Source organism: Mesorhizobium amorphae CCNWGS0123 (genome assembly GCF_001686985.1).
GTDB classification, from domain to species: domain Bacteria; phylum Pseudomonadota; class Alphaproteobacteria; order Rhizobiales; family Rhizobiaceae; genus Mesorhizobium; species Mesorhizobium amorphae.
The window spans coordinates 4,509,858-4,535,563 of record NZ_CP015318.1 but is presented as its reverse complement, the minus strand read 5'-3'; the positions used below and the strand labels follow the sequence as shown (position 1 = coordinate 4,535,563).

The following is a 25,706-nucleotide window of genomic DNA, read 5'->3' as shown; positions in this document are numbered from 1 at the left end:
GTACGGGGAGGGCAAACGGAGCAGATCATGGACAAGAGTTTGAACGGCTGGGTGAACGGCTTCATCGGCGTGCTGATTTTCAGCGGCTCGCTGCCGGCGACGCGCGTGGCGGTGATGGACTTCGATCCGACATTCCTGACGTCGGCCAGAGCGGCGATTGCCGGACTGCTTGGCCTGGCAATGCTGCTCCTCTTCCGGCAGAAACGTCCGGAGCGCGGCGATCTGCTTTCGCTGGTGATCGTAGCACTTGGCGTGGTTGTCGGCTTTCCTCTGCTGACCGCGCTGGCGCTGAAGCACGTCACCACGGCCCATTCCATCATCTTCGTCGGCCTGCTGCCGCTGGCGACCGCGATCTTCGGCGTGCTGCGGGGTGGCGATCGGCCACGGCCGGCGTTCTGGCTGTTTTCGTGCCTGGGCAGCGCACTTGTCGCAGGCTTTGCCCTGACGCAGGGCGTGACGGCCTCAGCGGTGGGCGACGGTCTGATGCTGGCCGCCATCATCGCCTGCGGGCTGGGTTATGCCGAGGGCGCGGCGCTGTCGCGCAAGCTCGGCGGCTGGCAAGTGATCTGCTGGGCGCTGGTGCTCTCGCTGCCGATCATGCTGGTACTGACCTTTGCGACGTTGCCGTCGTCCTTTGCCGGCGTCGGCTCCAGCGCCTGGATCGGTCTTGCCTATGTCTCGCTGTTCAGCATGCTGATCGGCTTCGTGTTCTGGTATCGCGGCCTGGCGCAAGGCGGCATCGCCGCGGTCGGGCAATTGCAGTTGTTGCAGCCCTTCTTCGGCCTCGCGCTGGCGGCAACGCTGCTGCACGAACAGGTCAGCCCGCTGATGATTGTCGTCACGCTCGGCGTGGTCTTGTGCGTGTTCGGAGCGAAGAAGTTTGCCAAGCAGGAAGCGCCGCGACCCGCGACTGTTGGGTGATAGTGCCGGCCGCAGCTAAAATTTCGTCACCACGCCGATGCCGATGCCTTCGAAGCCTCCCATCGCCATCAGCGCGGCGGGCGCCTCCTCAAGGCTGATCTTCTTGCCGACCAGAAGTTCGGGCTTCAGCTTGCCGGTACGGATCATCTCCATCATCGCCGGATAGCGGTAGGCCTGCATGCCGTGGCTGCCGAGGATCTCGAGTTCGAAGGCGATCACCTTGTCCATCGGCACCTGCGGCCTGGCATGCTCGGCGAGCATCAGGCCGACCTGCACGTGACGGCCGCGCCGGCGCAGATTGGCGATCGAGTTGAACGAGGTCGTCGGATGGCCAAGCGCGTCCATCGACATATGCGCACCGCCATTGGTGATCTGCTTGACCGCCTTGACCACATTCGTCGTTGTCGCGGCATTGATCGTGGCCACCGCGCCGATCTTTTTCGCGAAGTCCAGCTTCTCGTCGGTGAGGTCGATGGCTATCACATTGGCGCCCATCGAGCTGGCGATCATGATCGCGGACAGGCCGACGCCGCCGCAGCCATGCACAGCCACCCATTCACCTGGCGTCACCCGGCCCTGGTCGACAATGGCGCGGAACGAGGTGACGAAACGGCAGCCGAGGCTGGCGGCTGTGGCGAAGTCCATCTCGTCCGGCAGGCGCACGAGGTTGGTGTCGGCATGGTCGATGGCGACATATTCGGCGAACGAACCCCAGGCAGTGAAGCCGGGTTGCGTCTGGTGCTCGCAGACCTGGTGATTGCCCGAATTGCATTCGAAGCAGCGGCCGCAGCCGACGGCAAAGGGCACGGTGACACGCTCGCCGGCCTTCCAGCGGGTCACCCGCTTGCCGGCGGCGACGACGACACCCGCCAGTTCGTGGCCCGGCACATGCGGCAGCGTGATGCCGTCGTCATGGCCCATCCAGCCATGCCAGTCGCTGCGGCAGAGCCCGGTCGCCTCGACCTTGATGACGACGCCTTCCGGCGCCGGCTTCGGATCGGGCACGGTCTGGATCGTCGGCGCCTCGCCGAATTTCTCGAAGACGACGGCTTTCATCGGCAACTCCCTATACTCTGCCCCAATCCTATGCGGCTATTCCGCGTCTATCTGATTCTCTGGCGCCGCCTTCTGAAAGGCCGGCAGCGCCATGCAGGCGGAATGAATGCGCGAGATCGTGGGGTAAGGCGTCATGTCGACGCCGAAGCGGGCATTGTTGATGACCTGGGCGACCAGGCAGATGTCGGCCAGCCCCGGTGTGTCGCCGTGACAGAACATGCCCGTCTGCGGCGACGAAGCCAGAATCTTTTCAAGCGGCTGGAAACCTTCGTTCACCCAGTGCCGGAACCAGTTGACGACATCCTGGTCGCCGGCGCCGAACAGGGTGCGCAGCGAGGTCAGCACGCGCAGATTGTTCACCGGATGGATGTCGCAGGCGATCATCTGCGCCAGCATCCTGACATGCGCCCGGCCGAGCGCATCCTTCGGCAGCAGCGGCGGCTCGGGCTTGGTCTCGTCGAGATATTCGATGATCGCTAGCGACTGCGTCAAAAGCGTGCCATCGCCCAGGATCAGCGCCGGCACCAACCCCTGCGGATTGACCGCGAGATAGGCCGGCTCCAGATGCTCGCCATGGCGCAGATGATGCGGCACGTAGTCATAGGTCAGGCCCTTCATCTCCAGCGCGATCCGCACCCGATAGGAGGTGGAGGAACGGTAGTAGTTGTGAAGGACGAGGTCGCTCATCGGATCACGCTGTCGGCTGGCCGATGGTCAGTTCGATCGTGCCTGTCCCGTCGACGCCACTCAGAGCCCGTAACGGCCAGCGAAAGGGTTGCGGGCAAGGGGAGGACGAACTCTGTCATGCACGGTCTCTGCCAAAGCTATTGTTTTGTTTACCGGCACATTCGGCCGATTTGCACGGCCGGGCAAGCGCCAGCCAAATATGGCGATGTACTATCTTGCAATAATCTGGCCATGGTCGGCGGATTATCCTATTCTGAGCGAAGTGAAGCGACCTCACCATGACCGCAGTCAACGATCGCGCCCGGTTTCTGATCATCGACGACCATCCGCTGTTTCGCGAAGCGCTGCACAGCGCCGTGCAGATGGCCTATCCGGATGTCGACACGGTCGAGGCGCGCTCGATCGCCGAGGCGCTCGATCTCTTGGCCGGCGCAAAACTGTTCGACCTTGCGCTGCTCGACCTCAGCATGCCCGACGTGCATGGTTTCGACGGACTGCTGCAGCTCAGGACCCGCCATCCGCGCCTGCCGGTTGTCATCGTCTCTGGCTATGAAGAGCCTCGAATCATCTCCGAGGCGTTGTCCTACGGCGCTGCCGGCTTCATCCCGAAATCGGCGCGCAAGAGCGATCTCGCCGCCGCCATCCGTTCGGTGATGGACGGCGCGATCTATGTGCCCGAAACCTATGAGGGCCAGCCGCCCGACGCCGACAGCGCCGACCGCGCCGACATGCTGCAGCGCCTGTCCAGGTTGACGCCGCAGCAACTCAGGGTGCTGCAGATGCTGCGCCAGGGCATGCTCAACAAGCAGATCGCCTATGAGCTGCAGGTTGGCGAGACCACGGTCAAGGCGCATGTCTCGGAAATCCTGCGCAAGCTCAATGTGTACAGCCGCACGCAAGCAGTGATCGAAGTGTCGAAGCTGGACAATGCGGAGCTGTTTCGCGATCAGGCGGGGTTTTGAGTCTTTTACCCTTCCCATCGAGGGGAGGCATTGAGCTAAGCCAGCAAATGCGCCAGAAGCGCGCGCAGTTGCGCGGGCTTCAGCGGCTTGCGCATCAGCTCGATGCCGTCGGCGCGGGCGGCCTTGGCGACAATTTCTGAAGCGTCGGCGGTGACGATCAGCGCCGGAACCGGGCGACCGAGATAGTCGCGGACCTCGGCGATGGTGGCGGTTCCGAGGTCGCCGCCGTCGAGATGCTGGTCGGCAATGACGATGTCCGGCACCCAGTCGGTGTCGCCGAGCATGTCGAGCGCATCGTCGGTCGAGGTTGCGGCGCGCACCACGCATTGCCAGCGCTCGAGCAGGGACGTCATCGCCTGCAGCACGTCGGCGTCGTTTTCGACCAGCAGCACCTTGGTGCCGAACAGGCCGTAGCCGCGCGGTCGCTCCATGTCGGTGGTGCCGGCAACGGTGTCAGACGTGGCGCCGATGCCGACCGGCACGTCGATGTGAAAGATCGTGCCGCGGCCGACCTTCGACGAAAACGTCACGGGATGGCCAAGCGCTGCCGCCATGCGGCGCACGATCGCGAGACCCAATCCAAGCCCGCCGCCGGAAAGCCCGGTATCGGTGAGTGCGGTTCCGCCGCGGTGGAATTCCTCGAACACCGCCTCGCGCTGGTCGGCGGGGATGCCGCAGCCGGTGTCGGCGACGTCGATGCGGATGGTGTCGCCACGATGCCTGGTACCGACCAGCACGCCGCCGGAGCGGGTGTAGCGCAGCGCATTGGACAAGATGTTCTGCAGGATGCGGCGCAGCAGCGTGCGGTCGGAACGCACGACGGCGTTCACCGGCCGGAATTTCAACGTCAGGCCCTTCATCTCGGCGACGGGCAGGAAATCCGAGCGCAGCGAGGAGAACAGCGTCTCCAGGCTGACGTCGCCGATGTCGGGCTGCACGACGCCGGCGTCAAGCTTGGAAATGTCGAGCAGCGTGCGCAACAGGTCTTCCATCGTCTCCAGCGAGCGTTCGACCTGGCGGACGAGTTTCTTGCCTTCGTCGCTGGTCTGCAGTTCGGCCAGCGCCGAGACGGAGAGGTGGGCGGCGTTCAGCGGCTGCAGCACGTCATGGCTGGCGGCGGCGAGGAACCGGGTCTTGGACAGGTTCGCCAGTTCGGCGGTTTCCTTGGCGGCGCTGAGGTCGATGTTCGACTGTTCGAGCCGGCGTAAGGTCGAATGCAATTCCTCGGTGCGGGTGCGGACCCGGTTCTCCAGCGAAATCGCGGTCTGGAACAGCGAGAAGGCATTGCCCTGCTGGTCCATCGAGCGCTCGACGCGGCTGACCAGCGCCGCGTTGATCTTCTTCAGCTTTTCCAGGTCGTTGATGTCTCTCAGCGGCATGGAGAAAAGATCCTATTCCGCCGCCTGGCGCTCGCCGAAGGCGATGCCGGTAAAGGTCTGGTTCAGATGCATCGACCGATACTGCTCGCCATAGGTGCCGAAGCCGATGACGTTGTTGACCCGGTAGAGTTCCGAAATGTCGCGAAAGACCTGGCGGTTGCGGGCGTCGAGCCGTCTCAGAACGCAGTCGAAACCGAGGATCATGTCGATGCCGCCGAGCTTTTCCTCGACATCCTTGAGGGCGGCGCGCGTCGCTTCCACCATGTTCTTCGGCTGGGCGATGGAGAGCACGACGCCGTCGTCGATGGCGCAGAAGAACGACAGCGAGCCGTCGGCATGCATCCTCTGGATCGAGCGGCAATAATACTCGCCGCCGACCTTCACCACCACCGGATGCGAGGCGAAGCTGAGCGGCGTCAGCGTCTGTGGGATGATGCCGACCGAGGCGGCGTATTCTTCCGCGGCGTTGATGGCGTTGAACTCGCGCACGATGCGGTGATCGGGATCGGACGCGGTCACCACCAGCTTCTCGTCGGTGGGGATGAAGTTGTCGGTCTTGAAGACGTGGAACGGAATTTCCGTGGTGATCAGCACGATGATGGCGCTGTCGGAGGCGACCTTGCCGTTCGAGATCAGCCTGGTCGTCTCGAATTTCAGATCGTCGCCGGCCGAGCCGCCGATCAGCGGAATGTCGTCCAGCCCCCAATGGATCGCGGAGGTCACTGCTTCCTCGGCATAGGAGAGGCCGTCGATGAAGCAGAGGGCGAAGGTTCCCTTGGCCAGTGCGTGCCCGACGCGGCCGCGCAGCAGGCGCCTGAGCGCGGCGACTTCACCGGTGATCCTGTCCATGCCCGACGAGGAGAGGTTGTCGACCATGATGCTGACGGTCGAAAACGACGCCGAAGGCAGCAGCAAGGCGAGGATGTGGCCTTCCTCCAGACCTTGCGGCGTGATCTCGCCGGCGGTCGAACAGCCGGCATAGGCAAGCGAAGGCGCATGCGCCTTCAGCGCCTGGGACAGGGCTGTCGCGTCGACCAGGCTCTGGGAGAAGAACAGCAGCGCGAAGCCGGCGTCGATGGCTGCCGCTTCCGCCGCGATGGCCTGGGCGAAAGCGTTGGCGTCGGGCTCATCCGTGGTGAGCGCCGAGAGGCCGCATGCGTAGCGCGTGCTCGAACTGGCCAGCTGCCTTCCTCCTGCAGGGTCCTCCAACGCGTTCTTGTGCGTGTCCGGCACGCAGGCGTTGCAGGGCATTGTTGTCTTCGGGGGTCGCTTTGGCAATGGGCGGGCCCCGTCAGGCGTGACCGAAAGTACAATATGCGGCGTTTCGGACGAACTGCATTCTCGCGTCGTGGAGGGCGCAAGGCACTTTTTCCCGTGCTTTGTGCGGAATAGGAATAGGCCGATATCCGCAGCGTCCGAGCAACACCGGCGCCGGGACGACCAAGGTAAATTACCCAGGGAGGTTTCATGTCGGACGTATCGTTGATGGTGAACGGCAAGCGGGTCAGCGGCACGGCCGAAGACCGGACGCTGCTGGTTCATTTCTTGCGGGAAAATCTCGGCCTCACCGGGACGCATGTCGGCTGCGATACCTCGCAATGCGGCGCCTGCGTCGTGCATGTCGACGGCAAGGCGGTGAAGTCGTGCTCGATGCTCGCGGTGCAGGCCTCCGGGTCGAACATCGTGACGATCGAAGGGCTGGCAAACGGCGCCGACCTCCATCCGGTGCAGGCGGCGTTCAAGGAACATCACGGCCTGCAATGCGGCTTCTGCACGCCCGGCATGATCATGACCGCGACCGACATGATCGCGCGCCATCCGGAAGGCCTCGACGAGGCAACGGTACGCGCCGAACTGGAAGGCAACATCTGCCGCTGCACCGGCTACCACAACATCGTCAAGGCGATCCTCGCCGCATCGAAGACGATGGCCAAGGGAGCCAAGGGCAAGGCGAAGCAAGCAGCATAAGGCAAGGGAGTAGGGAGTAGGCGATAGGGGGTAGGGCAAACGGCCATACGGATCCGAGCCTTTTCCCAACTGCCTAATCCCTACCTACTACTCACCTAAATTCGGGAGGAATTTCTGATGGGCATTGAAGGTGTTGGCGCTCGGGTCGCGCGCAAGGAAGACAAGAGGTTCATCACCGGCGCCGGCCGCTATGTCGACGACATGGTGGTTCCCGGCATGAAGCATGCGGCCTTCGTACGCAGCCCGCACGCGCATGCGCAGATCAAGAAGATCGACGTCAAGAAGGCCCAAGCCATGCCCGGCGTCGTCGGCGTGCTGACCGGCAAGCAGCTCAAGGCTGACGGAATCGGCAATCTCATCTGCGGCTGGATGATCCATTCCAAGGACGGCTCGCCGATGAAGATGGGCGCCTGGTCGCCGCTCGCCGTCGACAAGGTCCGCTATGTCGGCGACGCGGTCGTCATCGTGGTGGCGGAAACCAAAGGCCAGGCGCGCGACGCGGCCGAAGCTGTCGAGATCACCTACAAGGAACTGAAGGCGGTCGTCGACGCGACCAAGGCGCTGGAGAAGGGCGCGCCGCAGATCCATGCGGAGGCCGAGAACAACCTGATCTTCGACTGGGAGATCGGCGACGCCAAGGCGACCGACGCGGCGATCAAGGCTGCCGCCCACGTCACCCGCATGAAGATCGTCAACAACCGGCTGGTGCCCAACGCCATGGAGCCTCGCGCCGCCCTTGGCCATTACGACAAGGCCGAGGACCACTATACCTGCTGGACGACGTCGCAGAACCCGCATGTCGCGCGGTTGGTGATGAGCGCTTTCTACAACATCGCGCCGGAAAACAAATTGCGCGTCATTGCGCCCGATGTCGGCGGCGGCTTCGGTTCCAAGATCTACATCTATCCGGAAGAGATCGTCTGCCTGTGGGCTTCGAAGAAGACCGGCGTGCCCGTCAAATGGGTCGCCGACCGCACCGAAAGTTTTCTGTCGGACGCGCATGGCCGCGACCATGTCTCGACGGTGGAGATGGCCTTCGACAAAAACAACCGGATAACCGGTCTGAAAGTCGACACCATCGCCAATCTCGGCGCCTACATGTCGCTGTTCTCGTCCTGCGTGCCGACCTATCTCTATGCGACGCTGCTGTCGGGCCAGTACGACATCCCGGCAATCCACGCCAATGTGCGCACGGTCTATACGAACACCGCGCCCGTCGATGCCTATCGCGGGGCAGGGCGGCCGGAAGCCACTTATCTGCTCGAGCGCACCATGGAGGCGGCGGCGCGCGAACTTCGTGTGTCGCCGGCGGAACTGCGGCGCACGAACTTCATCACCTCCTTCCCGCACCAGACACCGGTGATCATGAATTACGACGCCGGCGACTATGGCGCCTCGCTCGACGCGGCCACGAAGGCGTCCGACTATGCCGGCTTTGCCAAGCGCAAGGCAGCCGCCGCCAAGAAGGGGCTGCTGCGCGGCATCGGCATGAGCTGCTACATCGAGGCCTGCGGCATCGCGCCGTCGGCGGCGGTCGGCTCGCTCGGCGCCGGTGTCGGCCTTTGGGAATCGGCGGAGGTGCGGGTCAACGCCGTCGGCACGATCGAGGTGCTGACCGGTTCGCACAGCCACGGCCAGGGCCACGAGACGACCTTTGCGCAATTGGTCAATGAGCGCTTTGGCGTGCCGATCGACAGCGTTTCGATCGTCCATGGCGACACCGACAAGGTGCAGATGGGCATGGGCACCTATGGCTCACGTTCGGGCGCCGTCGGCATGTCGGCTATCGCCAAGGCGTTGGACAAGGTCGAGGCCAAGGCCAAGAAGATCGCAGCTCATTTGCTCGAAGCCGACGAGGGCGACATCGTCATCGAGAACGGGGCGCTGAAGGTCGCCGGCACCGACAAGAACATACCGTGGTTCCAGATGGCGCTCGCCGCCTACACCGCCCATAATCTGCCAAGCGGCATGGAGCCGGGGCTGAAGGAGACGGCGTTCTACGATCCGGCGAATTTCACTTTCCCGGCAGGCTGCTACATCTGTGAGGTCGAGATCGATCCGGAAACCGGCACAACCGAGATCGTCCAGTTCGTCGCGGCGGACGATTTCGGCAACATCATCAACCCGATGATCGTCGAGGGTCAGGTGCATGGCGGCATCGCCCAGGGCATCGGCCAGGCCTTGCTGGAAGGCGCGCATTATGACGCCGGCGGACAATTGCTGACGGCGAGCTACATGGACTACACCATGCCGCGCGCCGGCGACCTGCCGTCGTTCAAGGTCTCGACTTCGAACACGCCGTGCCCGAGCAATCCGCTCGGCATCAAGGGCTGCGGCGAGGCGGGCGCCATCGGATCGCCGCCGGCGGTCATCAACGCCATTACCGACGCCATCGGGATCACCGACATTGCCATGCCGGCATCGCCGTCCACGGTCTGGGCAGCGATCCGGGCGGCGACGAAGCACTGAGGAGGAACAGCCATGTATTCGGTCAACTACCACCGCGCCACCTCGGTCGCCGACGCCGCCAAGCTGATCAAGAGCGGCGATGCCAAGTTGTTGTCGGGCGGCATGACGCTGATCCCGGCGATGAAGACCCGGCTCGCCGCACCCTCCGACCTTGTCGATCTTTCGCGGATCAAGGAGCTGCAGGGCGTCAAGGTGTCGGGCAAGACCGTCACCGTCGGTGCGGCCACGACGCATTACGATGTCGCCAGTGACGAGAAGCTGAAGAAAGCCTGTCCGGCGCTTGCCCAAATGGCGTCGCTGATCGGCGACCCGGCGGTACGCTACAGGGGTACGATCGGCGGTTCGATCGCCAACAATGATCCGGCCGCCGACTATCCGGCGGCATTGCTGGCGCTGGGGGCAACGATCGTGACCAACAAGCGTCAGATCGCCGCCGGCAAATTCTTCACGGGTCTATTCGAGACGGCGCTGAAGGATGGCGAGATCATCACCGCGGTAAGCTTTACCGCGCCGGCCAAGGCTGCCTATGAGAAGTTCCGCAATCCGGCTTCGCGCTACGCGATCGTCGGTGTGTTTGTCGCCAAGGGCAAGGACGGCGTCAGCGTCGCGGTCACCGGTGCCGGCGACGACGGCGTCTTCCGCTCCAAGGAGATCGAGGCGGCACTGGCGAAGAATTTTGCCGCATCGGCGCTCGACGGCGTGAAGGTGCCGGCGAAGAATCTGATGAGCGATATCCATGCTTCGGCAGACTATCGCGCCAATCTGATCGCGGTGATGGCCAAGCGCGCAGTGGCTGCCGCCAACGCCTGAGTGCTCGTGATGCGATGAATGGAAAGGGGCCTCGCGGCCCCTTTTTGCTGGTCAGGCCGCTCTGCCATTTTTCTGCGCCAGGTAGCGGCGCAGGCCGGCTTCGCCGCGCGGCGTGGTCCAGCGATGGTTCCAGGCGAAGGCGTGGCGCAGGATCGGCGCCAGCAGTTTCAGGATAGGCCTCAGCACCGTCACCTGCCAGATCAGCTTGACATGAGTGCCTGTTCCGGACGGCGACAGTTCCGCCCGCCAAAGCCCGTCGAAATCGCCAAAAGTCTTCACCACCACCAGCCGTCCCGGTTCGAGCTCGGCTGCCTCGACGATGAAGTTCAGCTCGTAGGGCAAGGCGCCGCGCGCCCGGGCCTTGGCCCGCGAGCCGACCACGCCCTTGCCCTTCCTGTCGAGCGGCACGACCTCCTTGTAGACGTCGCCCCACCAGAGCGGCAGCAGTTCGGCGTCGGAAAGCACCTCCCACACCTCTTGCGGCGTTGCCTCGGGAATGTCCCAGCTCTCATCGAAGCGGAAGACGTTGCTCGGCATGGTGTTTCGCCTGGCTGGCGGAAGCGGCTACTTTAGCCTTGGCTTGTTCATGGCGCCAGTACCGGTTGATGCCGCGTTAGCCGGTGATCTGCCTGGCGTAGTAGCGCACTGCCTTCTTGCCGCCATGGATCACCGCACCGCCGACCTCGGCAAAGCCGAGCGCGGCGTGAAACGCATCCGAAGCCGGATTGGGTGGCTCGGCATTGACCTCGCAAGTGACGATGGTGTGGCCGGCGCGCGAAACTTGGTCGAACAGATCCTCATACAGCCGGCGGGCATGGCCGCGGCCGCGCGCCTGCGCCGCGACGACGACGCGGTCGACATAGACGAAGCGCCGGTAGCGCTCGCGGAACCAGAGGAAGTTCGGGCTGTCGTATTGGGCATCCTGGTCGAAGGTCATGATGAAGGCTTCGAGCGCGCCGATGCGGCGCGTATAGAACGCCTCGCCGATCAGGAAGGACAGCCGCTCGGGTTCGAGCCACGACAGTTCGGCCGCATGCTCGTTGTTGAGCGTCAGTATGGCAGGTTCGTCTTCGGGCAAGACCCGGTCTATCGGCAAAGGTTCATTCATGGTCATGCCCTGACCGCCGCGATAGTCGCCGCCACCAGGGCCTCGTCGGTGACGGTGGTGCGGTATTCGCGGTCGAGGTTGGCGCCGCCCATGCCGACACGCGGATTGCGGTAGGCCATTGCACTCGGCACGTCGGCGAGCGCGGCGAAATGCATTTCGCTCAGCCCGGTTTTCTCGAGCACTTTGGCGATGTTGTCGGGGGCGAGCGCGCCGCAGCCGAGGATGATGATGCGGTCGCCAGCCTGCCGGACAAGTTCCGCCAGCAGGTCCGCCCCTTCCAGCGCCGTGTCGCGCTGGCCGCTGGTCAGCACGCGGCCGACCTTGCAGCGGATCAGGGCTTCAAGCGCCTCGACCGGATTGCGCGTCATGTCGAAGGCGCGGTGGCAGGTGACATTGAGCGAGCCGGCCGCCTGCACCAGCCCGCTCATGCGCTGCTCGTCGATGCTGCCGTCCGCGTTGAGGCAGCCGACGACGACACCGGCGGCGCCAAGATCGCGGAGCGCGCTGACATCGGCCAGCATCGAACGGTATTCGGTCTCGCTGTAGAGAAAGTCACCACCGCGCGGCCGCACGATGACATGGAACGGAACGGTAGCAAGCTCCAGTGCCGCGCGCACCGTGCCGAGGCTCGGCGTGATGCCGCCTTCGACCAGGCTGGCGCAGAGTTCGACCCGGTCGGCGCCGGCAGCTTGCGCTGCGAGCAGGCCATCAATGCCTTCGACGCAAAGTTCGATCAGGGGCAGGCGGGCATTTCTGGCCAAGGAGACGATCCGTTCATGATTGCAGACGGCCAGCCCTAGCATCGGGCCTGCCGTCGTCAAAGCAGCAATGATCGGTCCAACACGCGACAGTGGGGGCGCCAATTCAGGGCCAGACGCCCGCTTGACATATCCATAACCGACGAGTTATGGATAATCCATAGCCATTTGGTTATTGATTTCGCGGCCGACGACAGCCTGCCGAAACCGATTTGAAGGAGACCAATCATGCAAGCACGACTGAAAAACCCGGTGATGCTCATTCCCGGCGCCTTGCAGGCGCTGCTGGCGCTGGACAAGTCGACCGAAGCTGCCGATGTGCCTTATGTGACGCGCAAGCTCGTGCACCTGCGTGCCAGCCAGATCAACAGCTGCAGCGTCTGCGTCGACATGCATGCGCGCGAACTGAAGAAGGCCGGTGAAAAGGACGAGCGCATCTTCGCCGTCTCCGCCTGGCGCGAAACGCCTTATTTCAACGATGCCGAACGCGCCGCCCTTGCGCTGACCGAGGCCACGACCCGGTTGAGCGACCGCTCCGATGCGGTGCCCGACGATGTATGGGACGAGGCCGCCCGGCACTATGACGAGAAAGGGCTGGCCGCGCTTGTGGTCCAGATCGCGCTCATCAATGCGTTCAACCGCCTCAACGCCGCCACCAGACAGCCGGTCGGCGCCTGGGGCTAAAAGCAGTTCCAGGAAAAGTGCGCAGCGGTTTTCCGTCCGGAACTGCGTGGAAACAAACCCCTTGGAGCGGTTCGTCGATTCCATCAAAAGCTGAACCGCTCCAAGCGTGGCTACTGGCGCAGCACCGTGTTCTTGGCGCCTTGCTCGACCTGGTCGATGACCAAAAGCTTGACAGGGCCGTCGCCGACATTGGTGGCCTGGTGCCACTGGCCGATCATCTCGATGATGAAATCGCCCGTCTTGTAGGTGTTGCTCTTGCCGGTCTCGACATTCGTCACTTGAAGCGTTCCCGCCTGCACATAGGCGTAGCGGGGAAACGGATGCTTGTGCACCGGCAAGGTCGCGCCAACTGCGATGTCAAAAGTCGAGACGATGACCTCTACGTTCTTTTGCGGCAGCGTGATCGGCTGGCCAGAGGCCGTCTCGGTGCGATCGGCAAGCGGCGTCACGACGACCGGCGTGCCGGTACTGTCCAGCGCCGCGGCGGTGTCCGCGCAGAGCGCGGCGCAAAGCAGCAGCGCCGATGCCAGGATGTTTCGCATGGTTCCTCCCAAAGATACGGTTGCACCATCGCCCGGCGGGCATGTGCGTGCAAGCGCCTCTCGCAGGCAGAGCCGAACAGGACTTGGGTCGCAATCTGAAATCGGTCCGATCGATCGATCGCCGGTTTTCGAGGATGGCCGGCGCTGCAGGGGGCGGGGAGATTGGGGTTGCCTGGGAGCGCCGGCCACGCGGCGTCAAGACCGCCGCTGAGCCAAGCATAGCAAAGTCCGCCGGATTGATTATTGCGCGATCGCGTAAGCCGGCCCTTCGGCCCTTGCGTAGCGCCACGGGGTGTCGCTCAAATCATTGCCCCGTTTTGCCTGCCCAGCGCCTCAGGCCTCAATCACTTCACCCGTGCCCGGTATTGTCGCTCATGGCATTGATGTGCGGCGTTACTCCTTGGGAGGGGCGCTCAATCGCCGGTAAGGGACGCCGTCGAAGACTGCCGTCACGAAGTCGGCGACCGACATCTTGCGCTTGCGGCCGTCGCTGCATTTGTAGACCGGCCAACCGTCATCGCTGCATTCGCTGGCGGAGCAGATGCGGGCAAGGCAATTTCCGGTCGTCAGCCGGAAGCCGCCCGTGCCGGCAAAACCCTGCAACAGGCTGCCGTCCGCCGCCCGCCACGTTCGCGCACGGAATTCCGCGCGCAGGAGCCTTGGCTCGAGCGGGACCGCAAGATCGCTTTCGCCGCCACGCGCGGTCAGATTGAGACGATTGCGCGCCATTCCCGTCGTGTAGGCGGTCACCAGGTCCGATTCGCCTGAATAGGCTCGCGCCATGTCGGAGCGGTCGAGCAGGTGAGACACCCGCGCGTCTGCCGCGACCGGCATTGCCGCGTCATTGGCGCGACCATCGGAGATGAAGGCGTGAGCAGCCAATAGAGCCAGGGCGTGCCCTGCAAACCGATACCTCACCATGGTCCAATGCCCCCATTGCATCCATTTGACATGGATTTAGGGCAATAGTTGCAGGAAACCGCCAGGAATCAAGGATTGCTTGTTCGTTTCACTCGAGGGAACTGAGGCCTCCGACTGACCCAAAGTTGACTTTGACCTTCTGGCCGCCAGTCCTGTCGTTCGCAAGCGTTGCTCGTCAGCTGGCAGTGACCGGCATTGTCGTCCTTGCGCCCTTCGGCTGCTCGCCGAGGGCAAAGACAGCGCTTGCTTCGCTGACGATGGAGACGTGATCCTTGGCAGCCTTGCCAGCGGCATTGCCGTCGCCACGCATGATTGCGGTGACAATGGCGTCGTGCTCCTGCCAGGATTTGGCGAGACGCCCCGGCAGCATGAACTGCGCGCGGCGGAACGGCGCCAGCCGGCTCCGCGTCATCACTGTCATTTCGTAGATATGGGCATTGTGAGCGCCGCGATAGAGCCGCGTGTGGAACTCGGTGTTGAAATACTCATAGTCCTCTTCGGCACCTAGCTGCACCAGTCGTGCCGAAGACTGATGCTCGATCTCGAGCGAGCGGCGCTCGCCGCTGGTCATGCGCGCAGCCGAGAAGCGAGCGCATATCGCTTCCAGTTCGGCCATGCTCTCGAACATCGAGGCGAGATGCTCCTGCGTCACCACGGCGACGATGGCGCCCCGGTTCGGCCGCCTTTCGACCAGGCCCATGGCGCTCAACTGGCCGAGCGCTTCCCTGACCGGCGTGCGTGAGACGTCGAATCGCGCGGCGAGCGAGGTTTCGTCAAGCTTTTCGCCAGGGCGCAGGAAGCCGGTGACGATCCGGTCGCCGATCGCCCTCACCATCTGATCGACTGTCGTGCCCGACCGGATCAAGCTGCGCTTCCCCGACAAATTTCCTCCGTCGTCTTCTTGTGGAGTCGGTCGGCCCGTCGGCTTTCTCGACTCGATATAGCTCTCTATGCCTCAATTTTAATCCGTGTGTCAAACTGGCTGTTTTCAAGGCAGAAAGTGCATGCAGTTGCCCGCTGCATGAGCAGACGATTTTGAAAGCGTGACTGATTTTGTTCAATAAATTGCACCAAGCCAAATGGCACGGTGATTGCATGCACTTTCCTGAGAAGCCATCAACCGACCCGGAAAAGGGTCCTACAGGGGAGCTTAAGAGATGACCGACAGATTCATGCTTAGCCGCCGCCAGTTGCTCAAGACCTCCGCCGCCGGAGCCGCACTTGGGCTGGCCTCGGCATCCTTTCCGATCGGCAGGGCGTTCGCCGCCGCGGCCACTGTCGGCTTCATCTATGTCGGGCCGAAGGACGACTATGGTTACAACCAGGCGCATGCCGAGGGTGCCGCCGCGCTGAAGGGCGTCGAAGGCATCTCCATCGTCGAGGAGGAAAACGTCCCCGAGACGGTCGACGTCCAGAAGACGATGGAATCGATGATCAACCTCGACGGCGCCTCGCTGATATTCCCGACCTCCTTCGGCTATTTCGATCCGCACATGCTCGCTATGTGCGCGAAATTCCCCGACGTCCAGTTTCGCCATTGCGGCGGCATGTGGAACAAGGACAAGCATCCGATGAATGCCGGATCCTATTTCGGCTATATCGGCATGGGCCAGTATTTGAACGGCGTCGTCGCCGGCCACACCTCGAAAACCAAAAAGCTCGGCTTCGTCGCCGCCAAGCCGATCCCGCAGGTGCTGCTCAACATCAACTCCTTCCTGCTTGGCGCGCGCTCGGTCGACCCGACCATCACCTGCCAGGTGATCTTCACCGGCGAGTGGTCGCTGGCGGTCAAGGAAGCGGAAGCCACCAACGCGCTGGTCGACCAGGGCGCCGATGTCATCACCTGCCATGTCGACAGTCCCAAGGTGGTCGTCGAGACCGCCGCCGGCCGCGGCGCCTTCGTCTGCGGCTACCACGCCAACCAGAGCCCGTTGGCGCCCGAGAAATACCTGACCGGCGCCGAATGGAACTGGGCCAAGGTCTACAAGATGTTCGTCGACGACCTCATCGCCGGCAAGCCGCTGCCCAATTTCACCCGTGGCGGACTGGCCGACGGCTTCGTCAAGATGAGCCCGCTCGGTCCCGCCGTCTCCGAGCCGGCGCGCAAGCAGTTCGACGCGACGCTGGCCGAAATGATGAAGGGCGGCTTCTCCGTCATCAAGGGCCCGCTGAAGAGCAACAAGGGCATCGTCGTCGCAACCGAAGGCCAGGCATTCGCCGAGACCGCCATCGAGCTTGAAAGCATGGACTATCTCGTCGAGGGCGTCGTCGGCTCGACCGCCTGAACCGGACGGAGGCGGCAATATGTCAGACACGGTGGCAGGCGCGCCGGCGACGTTCGGTGCCAAGGGGTATCCGGCGGCGCTCGAATGGGTCGCCCGGCGGGCGGAAGCCTTCGTCATTCCGATCGTGGCGCTGATCGTCGGCATGGTGCTGTTCAGCCTGTTCATCCTGGCTGTCGGCAAATCGCCAATCCAGCTGTATGAAACGATGTGGCGCGGCGGCTTCGGCTCGTGGTTCTCGGTCCAGAACTCGCTTTCGCGTGCTGCTCCCTTGCTGCTGGCGGCGCTCTGCGTGGCGCTGCCGGCCCGGCTCGGCCTCGTCGTCATCGGCGGCGAGGGTGCGATCGTGCTCGGCGGCGTCGCCGCCGCGGCAGCCGGCACGGCGTTCAGCGGCGCCCCTTCCTTCATCGTCATTCTCGTCATGGGCGTGGCGGGCATGGCCGCCGGCGGCATCTGGATCGGTGCCGTCGGCGCGCTCCGCCATTACCGCGCCGTCAACGAGACCATCTCCAGCCTGCTGATGGCCAACATCGCCATCGCCCTGATGAACCAGCTGGTCGAAGGACCGCTGCGTGACCCGGCCTCGCTCAACAAGCCCTCGACCCAGCCGCTGGCCGACATCTACCGCATCGGCAACATGCCGGGCATGGAGGTGCATTGGGGTCTTGCCGTCGGAGTCGTCGCCTGCGTGCTGTCCTGGGTGCTGATCGAAAAGACCCGCTGGGGCTTTGCCGCACGGATCGCCGGCGGCAATGTCAGGGCGGCACAGGTGCAGGGGCTCGCCGTCGGCTCGCTGATCGTCGGTTTCACCGGGCTGGCCGGCGCCTTCGCAGGCCTCGCCGGCATGCTGGAGGTCGCGGCGGTGCAGGGCAGCGCCAACGCCTCGCTCGCCGCCGGCTATGGCTATACCGGCATCCTCGTCGCCTTTCTCGCCCGCCACAATCCGCTGGCCATCATCCCGGTCGCCTTCCTGCTTGGTGGCATCGATGCGTCCGGGGGGCTGATCCAGCGCCGTATGGACCTGCCCGACGCCACCGTGCTGGTGCTGCAGGGTATGCTGTTCGTCGTCATCCTGTTCAGCGAGACCCTCTACGGCCGCTTCAAGGCCTTCAATCCCGATCTCTGGCAAAGGAGCAGATGATGGACGCCACCGAGATCGGCCTCTGGGGCGTACCGCTCGCCATCCTCGGCGGCGCGATCCGCGTTTCCACCCCCTTCATCTTCGTGTCGCTCGGCGAAGCCATCACCGAGCGTTCGGGCCGCATCAACCTTGGCCTCGAAGGCACGCTGGTGTTCGGCGCCATGAGCGCCTATGCGGTCGCGGTGATGACCGGCTCGCCTTGGCTCGGCTTGCTCGCCGCCGCCTTCGCCGGACTCTGCTTCGGCCTCTTCCACGGCTGGATCTGCAAATTCCCGAAGGTCAACGACATAGCCATAGGCATTGCCCTGATGCTGTTCGGCTCGGGCCTCGCCTTCTTCTTCGGCAAGCCGTTCATCCAGCCTTCGGCGCCCGACCTGCCGGCCATTCCCTTCGGTGCCTGGTCGGACATTCCACAGGTGCAGGCAGCACTCGACGTCAATGTGCTGTTCCTGATCGGCGCGGCCCTGGCGGCGTTCCTGTGGTGGGCCTTCCGCAACACCCGCGCCGGCCTGATCCTGCGCGTCGTCGGCGACAGTTCCGACGCCGCGCGCGCCATGGGTCTCAATCCGAACACGGTGCGGCTCGCCGCCACCGGCGTCGGCGGCGCGCTGGCCGGCATCGGCGGCGCCTATCTGTCGCTGTACTATCCGGGCAGTTGGACCGAAGGCATCTCGTCGGGGCAAGGGCTGATGGCGGTGGCGCTGGTCATCTTCGCGCGCTGGAACCCGCTCGGCTGCTTTGCTGCAGCACTCCTGTTCGGCGGCGCCGGCGCGCTCGGCCCCGCACTACAGTCGGTCGGCGTCACGCAAGGCTACTACCTGTTCTACGCCGCGCCTTACATCCTCACCCTCGTCATCATGATCGCCACCTCGTCGCCGAGCCGTTCGCTCGCCGGCGCGCCGGGCGAACTGTCGATCACCAAATGAGATCGGAGGTTTTGCCATGAACGCCAGAACCGGGCAGCGCTACATCGAGGCCAATCCCTATCCATGGCCCTATAATGGCGATCTCAGGCCCGACAACACGGCGCTGATCATCATCGACATGCAGACCGATTTCTGCGGACCGGGCGGCTATGTCGACCACATGGGTTACGACCTGTCGCTGGTCCGCGCCCCGATCGAGCCGATCAAGTCGGTGCTGTCGGCGATGCGCGAGAAGGGCTACACGATCATCCACACCCGCGAGGGCCACCGGCCCGACCTTGCCGACCTGCCGGCCAACAAGCGCTGGCGCTCGCGCCGCATCAATGCCGGCATCGGCGATCCCGGCCCATGCGGCCGCATCCTGGTGCGCGGCGAGCCGGGCTGGGACATCATCCCCGATCTCTATCCGGTCGAGGGTGAGCCGATCATCGACAAGCCGGGCAAGGGCTCGTTCTGCGCCACCGACCTGGAGCTGATCCTCAACCAGCGCGGCATCGACAACATCGTACTCACCGGCATCACCACCGATGTCTGCGTCCACACCACCATGCGCGAGGCCAATGACCGCGGCTTCGAATGCGTCATGCTGGAGGATTGCTGTGGCGCCACAGACTACGGCAACCATCTCGCCGCCATCAAGATGATCAAGATGCAGGGCGGCGTCTTCGGCGCGGTGTCGAACGCGGCCTCGCTCGTCACCCAGCTGCCGTGAGGACACCGCGATGAGCGCAACCATCTCCAAAAAGGCGGTCGGCGTCGAGACCATCGGCATGACCATGCGCTTCGGCGCCTTTACCGCGCTCGACGATGTCTCGGTCAAGGTGTCGACCGGCTCCTTCCACGCCCTGCTCGGCGAGAACGGTGCCGGCAAGTCGACGTTGGTCAAATGCATGATGGGTTTTTACCATCCGACCTCCGGCGACATCCTCGTCGATGGCCGCGAGGTGACGATCGCCAGCCCCAGGGATGCCTCGGCGCTCGGTCTCGGCATGGTCTACCAGCATTTTACGCTGGTGCCGTCGCTGACCGGCGCCGAGAACCTGGTCATCTCGCGCGAAAAAGTGCCTGGGGTCATCGACTGGCGCAAGGAGCGCGCCGCGCTCGCCCAGTTCATGGAGCGGATGCCGTTCAAGCTGCCGCTCGACGTCAAGGTGGCCGAGCTTGCCGCCGGCGAGAAGCAGAAGCTGGAGATCGTCAAGCAGCTCTATCTCGGCCGTTCCTTCCTTGTGCTGGACGAGCCGACATCGGTGCTCACGCCCGGCGAGGCGCAGGAGGTACTGGGCCTGGTGCGCGCCATGACCAGGGCTGGCGACCTCACGGTGCTGATGATCTCGCACAAGTTCCATGAGGTGACGGCGTTCGCCGACGACGTCAGCGTGCTGCGCAAGGGCAGGCTGACCGGCACCGGCTGCGTCACCGACCTCGACCACAGGCAGATGGCGACGATGATGATCGGCGACCAGCCGATCGCGGCCCTCGACAGCCGCGCCGAGCCGAAGCCGGACGCCGAGATCGTGCTCAAGGTCAAGGCATTGAAGGCACCGGACCGCACCGGGCTGAAGTCGATCCGTATCGAGGATCTTGACGTGCGCTCGGGCGAGATCGTCGGCATCGCCGGCATTTCCGGCAACGGCCAAAAGGAATTCCTCGAAGTGCTGGCCGGGCAGCGCCCGCGCGATGCCGGCGAAGTCACGGTGCGCGGCACCGCCTATGCGGCGACGCGTGCCGAGGCGCGTGCGCTCAATGTCCGCCTCATCCCAGAGGAGCCGATGAAGAACGCCTGCGCGCCGAAGATGACGGTGGCCGAGAACATCTCCTTCCGCACCTTCGACATCGACGGCAACGGCAAGCCGGTGAGCTGGATCAGCGCCAGCGCGATCAGGTCGTTCAGTGCCCGCCTGGTCGAGCAGTTCAAGGTCAAGACCGCCTCGTTGTCCTCGCCGATCGCCTCGCTGTCGGGCGGCAATGTACAGCGCGCCGTGCTTGCCCGCGAACTCACCGGCGAGGTCGACCTTTTGATCGTCTCCAACCCCTGCTTCGGTCTCGACTTCTCGGCCGTGGCCGAGATCCGCGCCCGCATCATGAAGGCGCGCAATGCGGGCGCCGCCGTGCTCTTGATGTCGGAGGATCTCGACGAGTTGCTGGAGCTCTCCGACCGCATCGTCGTCATGTCCGACGGCGCGCTGGTCTACGAGACGCCGATTGCGCAGGCGAGCGTGCAGACGATCGGCGAGCATATGGCAGGGCATCACTGATGGCAGAAATCGCAGCACAGCCCTTTGCCTTCGGCTTCAAGCCTGAGACCACGGCGCTTATCGTCATCGACATGCAGCGCGACTTCGCCGAACCGGGCGGCTTCGGCGCCAGCCTCGGCAACGACGTCAGTCGGGTCGTGGCGATCGTGCCGACGGTGAAGCGTCTGATCGACGGCTTTCGCGCCGCCGGCCTGCCGGTGATCCACACCATGGAATGCCATAGGCCCGACCTTTCGGACCTGCCGCCGGCCAAGCGCGACCGCGGCAATCCGTCGATCCGCATCGGCGATATGGGCCCGATGGGACGTCTACTGATCGCGGGCGAACCCGGCACCGCGATCCTCGATGAGCTTGCGCCCTTGCCCGGCGAGATCGTCATCGAGAAGCCCGGCAAGGGCGCCTTCTATGCGACCAGCCTCAGCAACGACCTCAAGTGGATTGGCGCCCGCCAACTCGTCTTTGCCGGCGTGACGACCGAAGTTTGCGTGCAGACGACGATGCGCGAGGCCAACGACCGTGGCTATGAATGCCTGGTCGCCGAAGATGCTACGGAAAGCTACTTTCCCGAATTCAAGGCAGCGGCCCTGGCCATGATCAGGGCGCAAGGCGCCATCGTTGGCTGGACGGCAACGACCGACCAGGTGCTCGAGGGAATTGCCAATGCCTAATCTTGCCTTTGCCGGCCTGCTCGACGGCGGCTGGCACGAGCTGGCGCTCGAACATTTCCGCGACGGCATCACGGTGCATTGGCTGCTCAAGGGCGGGCCGGTCGAGCCGTCGGTCGCGATTCTGAAATACCGGCCCGGCGCCGGCGTGCCGCGCCACCGCCATGTCGGGCTGGAAACCATCGTCGTGTTGGAAGGCACCCAGAGCGACGAGAACGGCGACTATCCTGCCGGCAGCGTTATCCTCAATCCGGTAGGCACCGAGCATTCGGTGTGGACGAAGGACGGCTGCGTCGTGCTGATCCAGTGGGATTTGCCGGTGATCATTCTGGGGGAGGCCAAATGAGCGACATTCACTTCGACGTCGGACGCCTGCACGAAGCCTATCGGGGAGGCCTCGCCGTTGGCGACGTGATCGCGACGATCTACACCCGCATCGAAGCGGCCGACGACCCGGGCATCTTCATCCACCTTGCGCCCAAAGAAGATTTGCTTGCCGCAGCCGAAACACTCGGCCCGTTCGATCCCGTGGCTAGGCCGCTCTGGGGCATTCCTTTCGCCGTCAAGGATAACATCGACGTCGCCGGCATGCCGACGACGGCGGCCTGCGCCGAATACACCTACCGGCCCGACAAGGACGCCACCGTGGTGGCGCGGCTGAAGGCGGCCGGTGCGCTGGTCGTCGGCAAGACCAATCTCGACCAGTTCGCCACCGGCCTCGTCGGCGTGCGCACGCCGTGGCCGATCCCGCGCAATGCCATCGATGCGGAGCTGGTGCCGGGCGGCTCTTCCTCCGGTTCGGCCGTGGCGACGGCGCGCGGCATCGTCTCCTTCGCACTCGGCACCGACACTGCGGGCTCCGGCCGCATCCCGGCCGGCCTCAACAACATCGTCGGGCTGAAACCGACGGTCGGAGCACTGTCGGCCGCCGGCGTCGTGCCGGCCTGCCGCACGCTCGATTGCGTCTCGGTGTTCGCCCTGGCCGTCGACGACGCCTATAGGGTGTTCACGGTCGCCGCAGCGCGCGACGCCGCCGATGCCTATTCGCGCGACATCGCCGTCCAGCCGCTGGCTGCCCGCCCGCCGGTGCTGAGCGTCGGCATCCCGGCAAAGGCCGACCTGAAGTTCTTCGGCGATGCGGCGATGCAGGCCGGTTTTGAGGCCTCGCTTGCCATGCTGTCGCCACTCGGCTGCCGGCTGGTCGAAATCCCGTTCGGCGATTTCTACGCCACCGCCAACCTCCTCTACGAGGGCGCCTGGGTGGCCGAGCGTTATGCGGCGATCCGCGATTTCATGGATGCCAACGAAGCGGCCATGCACCCGGTGACGCGCAAGATCATCGGCGGCGCCAGGAACCTGTCGGCGGTGGACGCCTTTCGCGGCCTCTATGCCTTACAGGCCTACAAGGCGAAGCTCGCCCCGGTCATTGCCTCGGTCGACCTGTTCTGCGTGCCGACCGCGCCGACGCACTATGCGCTGGACGTCGTACTGGCCGACCCGATCACCACCAACAGCCGGCTTGGCACCTACACCAATTTCGTCAACCTACTCGACATGTGCGGCATCGCAGTGCCTACCGGCAAACGCGGCGACGGCCTGCCGATGAGCGTCACCCTGCTGGCGCCCGCCGGCCGAGACGCGCTGACGGCGATGCTCGCCCGCGACCTGCATGCGGCGAGCGGCCTTCCGCTCGGCGCCACGGGCTGGCCGCAGCCCGGCCTCCAGCCGGCCGCGGAGACTGCCGGCGATGGCGTGATCGATTTGGTGGTGGTCGGTGCGCATCTGTCGGGCATGCCGCTCAACGGCCAGCTACGGAATCTAGGCGCCCAATTCTCGAGAGCAACGAGAACGACGCCTGCCTACCGGCTCTACGCTCTTGCCGGCCAGTCCACGCCCAAGCCAGGCCTCGTCCGGGTTGCCAGCGATGGCATGCAGATAGACGTCGAGGTCTGGCGGCTTGATCCGGACGCCTTCGGACGGTTCGTCGCCGCCATCCCGCCACCGCTCGGTGTCGGAACGATCGAACTCGAGGATGGCAGCGTGGCCAAGGGGTTCCTGGTGGAAACCGCTGGCCTCTCCGACGCGTCCGATATCTCCGCCTATGGTGGCTGGCGCAGTTTTATTAGACGCGACCAAGTAGTGGCCGATCAAACTGACCTTCGGTAAAATAGAACCGCTGTCTCCCAACGCAAATCGAATGAACCCAGAATTCGGGTCGACCTTGTTGGCTTGCGAAAACGAGTCGTGGATGCCAGGTTTGCCAACGATAGTCGGACCGTTCCCCGGTTTCAGCTTCGGCCGCTGATCATACCGCAATTGCAGTATCTGGCCCGCACCTCACGGCGGCGGGCCTTCTTGTTAGCCCACCACCCTCCGGCTGAACCGCAGGCGTGTGGTCTCGATGTCATCACGGGAAATCCCGATTGCTTTCTACCGAAAGCAAGGTTTTCAAGTCGTCGGCGAAACTGAGCTTCCTCCCGCCGGCGACTTCGATGATAACATCGGTTGGATAATGGAGCGCGTCCTGCTCTAGGCTCCGGCAGCTATTTCCGCAACCTCACGCCGGCGCCGCCGCGCGGCTTCTCACGCGGCTGCGCCGGCCCTGTGCCGTTCCACTGGATGAATTCGGCTCTTGCCGGTGATCGTCTCGATCGACTTCAGGAGCGGCTCATGGACCTCACGAAGCGCGCGGTAGTGCTCGCAATGGGCAAACCGCCGTCGCTTTCGAGTGTCAGCAGATGTGGTAAGGTTGATTGTCGGCGAGTAGCAGAGGTCCAGCAACAATGACTTTGAGACGAACCAGAGCTTACGGTACGTCCGGCTTGGTTCTAGCGGTTTGCATTGTATTTGCTTGGCCGAACGCCACTGCCGCTCAAAATTGCGACGCAGCCGCGACGCCTGGCGTCAATTGGCAGGACTGTGACAAAAAGCTTCTCATCCTAAAAGGACAGGACCTGAGCGGGGCGAACCTGATCGGTGTTGATTTCACTTCGACCGACCTCAGGAACAGCAACCTCCTTGTGGCAAATTTTGAGAAGGCAACGCTTGTGCGTGCTTCCCTGGCCGACTCGACCGCCAAAGGCGCCCGGTTCGACAAAATCGAGGCCTACAGGACCGACTTCAGCCATATGGACGCGCAGGGCGCTGTGTTTACGAGCGCGGAAGTGCAGCGCTCGAATTTCCAGGACGCCAATCTGACCAATGTTGATTTCACAAAGGCGGAATTGGGGCGAGCGCAGTTCCATGACGCCGATATCAGCGGCAGCCGCTTTTCGTTTGCCAATCTCGCGCGGGCGGACTTCCGAGGAGCGAGGTTCACCGCGCCGATAGACTTTGACCGCGCTTTTTTCTTTCTGACCCGTATCGAGGGCCTCGATCTTTCCAATTCGGCGGGTCTGTCCCAGTGGCAGCTCAACATGGCTTGCGGAGACGCCCGGACCGAATTGCCTCCTGGCTTGACGAGGCCTGAAAATTGGCCCTGTCAATTCCAGCAGGAATAGTTGTCGGCAAGCGAACTGCGGCGATGCTGCACCCGACAGGATTCGAACCTGTAACTCCTGCTAGATGGCGGCATACGACCTCCTCCTTCTACTAAGCGGATAGCGCCTTTGCGATCGTCCGCCGGCCGTCTTTGGTGAGCTTGCCGTCGGCTGCAAACATTGCGCTGTCGTTGTCGCTGGCCACACCCTTAAGATCAAGCTGAAGGCCTTCTTGGGCCTCGAGACGAATCGCCTTCTGGAGCCCAGCTTCCTTTCCTTTCATGATTTGGCGGAAATCCACGGCGCGCCCTTTTGATCAGGGTAGCAGATCGATCGGACGTACATATATCGTACATAGGCCGACCTCTCGACCTTTCCGCGTTCCACTAAGTCTTTGAAAAGATTGGCTCCCCGGGCCGGATTCGAACCAGCGACCAACCGGTTAACAGCCGGTTGCTCTACCACTGAGCTACCGGGGAACAGCGCTCTCATGTGAGTGGCGCAGCCTATAGCAAACCCGTTTCGCCTTTGCAAAGAAGCATTTCGTATTTTTTTCGGGCTTTTTTGCATGACGATTTCTGGCAATCGCCGGCGGGGCCCCTCATATGAGCGGTTCTGCTCACTGCCGTGGAGCGAAAAGGCGGTTGCGGCATTTACCGGCGGGTGTCTTTAATGACTGGAATTGGGTCTGGC

At 63.8% G+C, this 25,706-nt stretch carries 26 protein-coding genes and 1 tRNA gene; 15 read left to right on the top strand and 12 right to left on the bottom strand.

What is annotated here, in order from left to right; translation table 11 throughout:
• Positions 1-27: 27 nt before the first annotated feature.
• Positions 28-921: a DMT family transporter gene (locus A6B35_RS21430; protein ID WP_006203420.1), complete on the top strand. Its 894-nt coding sequence runs from the start codon at positions 28-30 to the stop codon at positions 919-921.
• Positions 922-936: 15 nt separating this feature from the next.
• Here the strand turns inward: A6B35_RS21430 and A6B35_RS21425 are convergent, their stop codons facing one another.
• Both A6B35_RS21425 and maiA read right to left on the bottom strand, forming a co-directional pair.
• Complete coding sequence (locus A6B35_RS21425; protein ID WP_006203421.1) at positions 937-1,977, bottom strand: zinc-dependent alcohol dehydrogenase family protein; 1,041 nt, start codon at positions 1,975-1,977, stop codon at positions 937-939.
• 36 nt (positions 1,978-2,013) lie between these two features.
• Positions 2,014-2,664, bottom strand: a complete 651-nt coding sequence (maiA, locus tag A6B35_RS21420) for a maleylacetoacetate isomerase (protein WP_006203422.1) — start codon at positions 2,662-2,664, stop codon at positions 2,014-2,016.
• Between the two features lie 278 nt (positions 2,665-2,942).
• Between maiA and A6B35_RS21415 the strand changes: the two genes are divergently transcribed.
• Positions 2,943-3,626: a response regulator gene (locus A6B35_RS21415; protein WP_006203423.1), complete on the top strand. Its 684-nt coding sequence runs from the start codon at positions 2,943-2,945 to the stop codon at positions 3,624-3,626.
• 35 nt (positions 3,627-3,661) lie between these two features.
• On the opposite strand, the gene A6B35_RS21410 is transcribed toward A6B35_RS21415, so the two are convergent.
• Positions 3,662-5,005 (bottom strand): ATP-binding response regulator, encoded by a 1,344-nt coding sequence (locus A6B35_RS21410; protein WP_006203424.1) that lies wholly within the window; start codon positions 5,003-5,005, stop codon positions 3,662-3,664.
• Positions 5,006-5,017: 12 nt separating this feature from the next.
• Complete coding sequence (locus A6B35_RS21405) at positions 5,018-6,256, bottom strand: FIST signal transduction protein (protein WP_006203425.1); 1,239 nt, start codon at positions 6,254-6,256, stop codon at positions 5,018-5,020.
• A 216-nt stretch (positions 6,257-6,472) separates the two neighbouring features.
• On the opposite strand from A6B35_RS21405, the gene A6B35_RS21400 reads away from it, so the two are divergent.
• The 3 genes from A6B35_RS21400 to A6B35_RS21390 all read left to right on the top strand — a co-directional run bounded on the left by A6B35_RS21400 (position 6,473) and on the right by A6B35_RS21390 (position 10,252).
• Positions 6,473-6,973, top strand: a complete 501-nt coding sequence (locus A6B35_RS21400; protein WP_040583100.1) for a (2Fe-2S)-binding protein — start codon at positions 6,473-6,475, stop codon at positions 6,971-6,973.
• A 117-nt stretch (positions 6,974-7,090) separates the two neighbouring features.
• The gene (locus A6B35_RS21395) at positions 7,091-9,442 is read left to right on the top strand and encodes a xanthine dehydrogenase family protein molybdopterin-binding subunit (protein ID WP_006203427.1); all 2,352 of its coding nucleotides are present in this window, start codon (positions 7,091-7,093) and stop codon (positions 9,440-9,442) included.
• A 12-nt stretch (positions 9,443-9,454) separates the two neighbouring features.
• Positions 9,455-10,252 carry an FAD binding domain-containing protein gene (locus A6B35_RS21390; protein WP_006203428.1) on the top strand — a complete coding sequence of 266 codons (798 nt, stop codon included), beginning with the start codon at positions 9,455-9,457 and terminating at the stop codon, positions 10,250-10,252.
• A gap of 51 nt (positions 10,253-10,303) precedes the next feature.
• Here the strand turns inward: A6B35_RS21390 and A6B35_RS21385 are convergent, their stop codons facing one another.
• From A6B35_RS21385 to A6B35_RS21375, 3 genes are all read right to left on the bottom strand, one after another.
• On the bottom strand, positions 10,304-10,789 hold the full coding sequence (locus A6B35_RS21385) for an SRPBCC family protein (RefSeq protein ID WP_006203429.1): 486 nt from the start codon (positions 10,787-10,789) through the stop codon (positions 10,304-10,306).
• 76 nt (positions 10,790-10,865) lie between these two features.
• Entirely contained in the window at positions 10,866-11,366 is a 501-nt protein-coding gene (locus A6B35_RS21380; protein ID WP_006203430.1) for a GNAT family N-acetyltransferase, read from the bottom strand.
• Complete coding sequence (locus tag A6B35_RS21375) at positions 11,363-12,163, bottom strand: copper homeostasis protein CutC (RefSeq protein ID WP_006203431.1); 801 nt, start codon at positions 12,161-12,163, stop codon at positions 11,363-11,365. The genes A6B35_RS21380 and A6B35_RS21375 overlap by 4 nt, the downstream gene beginning before the upstream one ends.
• A gap of 183 nt (positions 12,164-12,346) precedes the next feature.
• On the opposite strand from A6B35_RS21375, the gene A6B35_RS21370 reads away from it, so the two are divergent.
• Positions 12,347-12,802 (top strand): carboxymuconolactone decarboxylase family protein, encoded by a 456-nt coding sequence (locus A6B35_RS21370; protein ID WP_006203432.1) that lies wholly within the window; start codon positions 12,347-12,349, stop codon positions 12,800-12,802.
• A gap of 110 nt (positions 12,803-12,912) precedes the next feature.
• On the opposite strand, the gene A6B35_RS21365 is transcribed toward A6B35_RS21370, so the two are convergent.
• From A6B35_RS21365 to A6B35_RS21355, 3 genes are all read right to left on the bottom strand, one after another.
• Positions 12,913-13,344, bottom strand: coding sequence for a cupin domain-containing protein (locus A6B35_RS21365; protein ID WP_006203433.1), 432 nt, complete (start codon positions 13,342-13,344; stop codon positions 12,913-12,915).
• A gap of 393 nt (positions 13,345-13,737) precedes the next feature.
• Positions 13,738-14,178 carry a hypothetical protein gene (locus tag A6B35_RS21360; protein ID WP_006203434.1) on the bottom strand — a complete coding sequence of 147 codons (441 nt, stop codon included), beginning with the start codon at positions 14,176-14,178 and terminating at the stop codon, positions 13,738-13,740.
• A 262-nt stretch (positions 14,179-14,440) separates the two neighbouring features.
• Entirely contained in the window at positions 14,441-15,130 is a 690-nt protein-coding gene (locus A6B35_RS21355) for a GntR family transcriptional regulator (RefSeq protein ID WP_006203435.1), read from the bottom strand.
• A gap of 292 nt (positions 15,131-15,422) precedes the next feature.
• Here A6B35_RS21355 and A6B35_RS21350 point away from each other — a divergent pair, with 292 nt between their 5' ends.
• The 9 genes from A6B35_RS21350 to A6B35_RS21310 all read left to right on the top strand — a co-directional run bounded on the left by A6B35_RS21350 (position 15,423) and on the right by A6B35_RS21310 (position 25,034).
• The gene (locus tag A6B35_RS21350; RefSeq protein ID WP_006203436.1) at positions 15,423-16,550 is read left to right on the top strand and encodes a BMP family ABC transporter substrate-binding protein; all 1,128 of its coding nucleotides are present in this window, start codon (positions 15,423-15,425) and stop codon (positions 16,548-16,550) included.
• 19 nt (positions 16,551-16,569) lie between these two features.
• Positions 16,570-17,688: an ABC transporter permease gene (locus A6B35_RS21345; protein WP_006203437.1), complete on the top strand. Its 1,119-nt coding sequence runs from the start codon at positions 16,570-16,572 to the stop codon at positions 17,686-17,688.
• Positions 17,688-18,614 carry an ABC transporter permease gene (locus A6B35_RS21340; protein ID WP_006203438.1) on the top strand — a complete coding sequence of 309 codons (927 nt, stop codon included), beginning with the start codon at positions 17,688-17,690 and terminating at the stop codon, positions 18,612-18,614. Before A6B35_RS21345 ends, A6B35_RS21340 begins: the two co-directional genes overlap by 1 nt.
• Before the next feature lie 16 nt (positions 18,615-18,630).
• On the top strand, positions 18,631-19,326 hold the full coding sequence (biuH, locus tag A6B35_RS21335; RefSeq protein WP_006203439.1) for a biuret amidohydrolase: 696 nt from the start codon (positions 18,631-18,633) through the stop codon (positions 19,324-19,326).
• A gap of 10 nt (positions 19,327-19,336) precedes the next feature.
• The gene (locus tag A6B35_RS21330) at positions 19,337-20,869 is read left to right on the top strand and encodes an ABC transporter ATP-binding protein (protein WP_006203440.1); all 1,533 of its coding nucleotides are present in this window, start codon (positions 19,337-19,339) and stop codon (positions 20,867-20,869) included.
• Positions 20,869-21,537, top strand: a complete 669-nt coding sequence (locus A6B35_RS21325; RefSeq protein ID WP_006203441.1) for a cysteine hydrolase family protein — start codon at positions 20,869-20,871, stop codon at positions 21,535-21,537. The genes A6B35_RS21330 and A6B35_RS21325 overlap by 1 nt, the downstream gene beginning before the upstream one ends.
• Positions 21,530-21,880: a cupin domain-containing protein gene (locus A6B35_RS21320; RefSeq protein WP_006203442.1), complete on the top strand. Its 351-nt coding sequence runs from the start codon at positions 21,530-21,532 to the stop codon at positions 21,878-21,880. The genes A6B35_RS21325 and A6B35_RS21320 overlap by 8 nt, the downstream gene beginning before the upstream one ends.
• Positions 21,877-23,700 carry an allophanate hydrolase gene (gene atzF, locus A6B35_RS21315; RefSeq protein WP_006203443.1) on the top strand — a complete coding sequence of 608 codons (1,824 nt, stop codon included), beginning with the start codon at positions 21,877-21,879 and terminating at the stop codon, positions 23,698-23,700. The genes A6B35_RS21320 and atzF overlap by 4 nt, the downstream gene beginning before the upstream one ends.
• Positions 23,701-24,317: 617 nt before the next feature.
• The gene (locus tag A6B35_RS21310; RefSeq protein ID WP_006203444.1) at positions 24,318-25,034 is read left to right on the top strand and encodes a pentapeptide repeat-containing protein; all 717 of its coding nucleotides are present in this window, start codon (positions 24,318-24,320) and stop codon (positions 25,032-25,034) included.
• 91 nt (positions 25,035-25,125) lie between these two features.
• Here the strand turns inward: A6B35_RS21310 and A6B35_RS35685 are convergent, their stop codons facing one another.
• Together A6B35_RS35685 and A6B35_RS21305 are read right to left on the bottom strand one after the other, a co-directional pair.
• Positions 25,126-25,296, bottom strand: a complete 171-nt coding sequence (locus A6B35_RS35685) for a hypothetical protein (RefSeq protein ID WP_156788624.1) — start codon at positions 25,294-25,296, stop codon at positions 25,126-25,128.
• Positions 25,297-25,417: 121 nt separating this feature from the next.
• Positions 25,418-25,492 (bottom strand) — tRNA-Asn (locus A6B35_RS21305).
• Between the last annotated feature and the right edge of the window lie 214 nt (positions 25,493-25,706).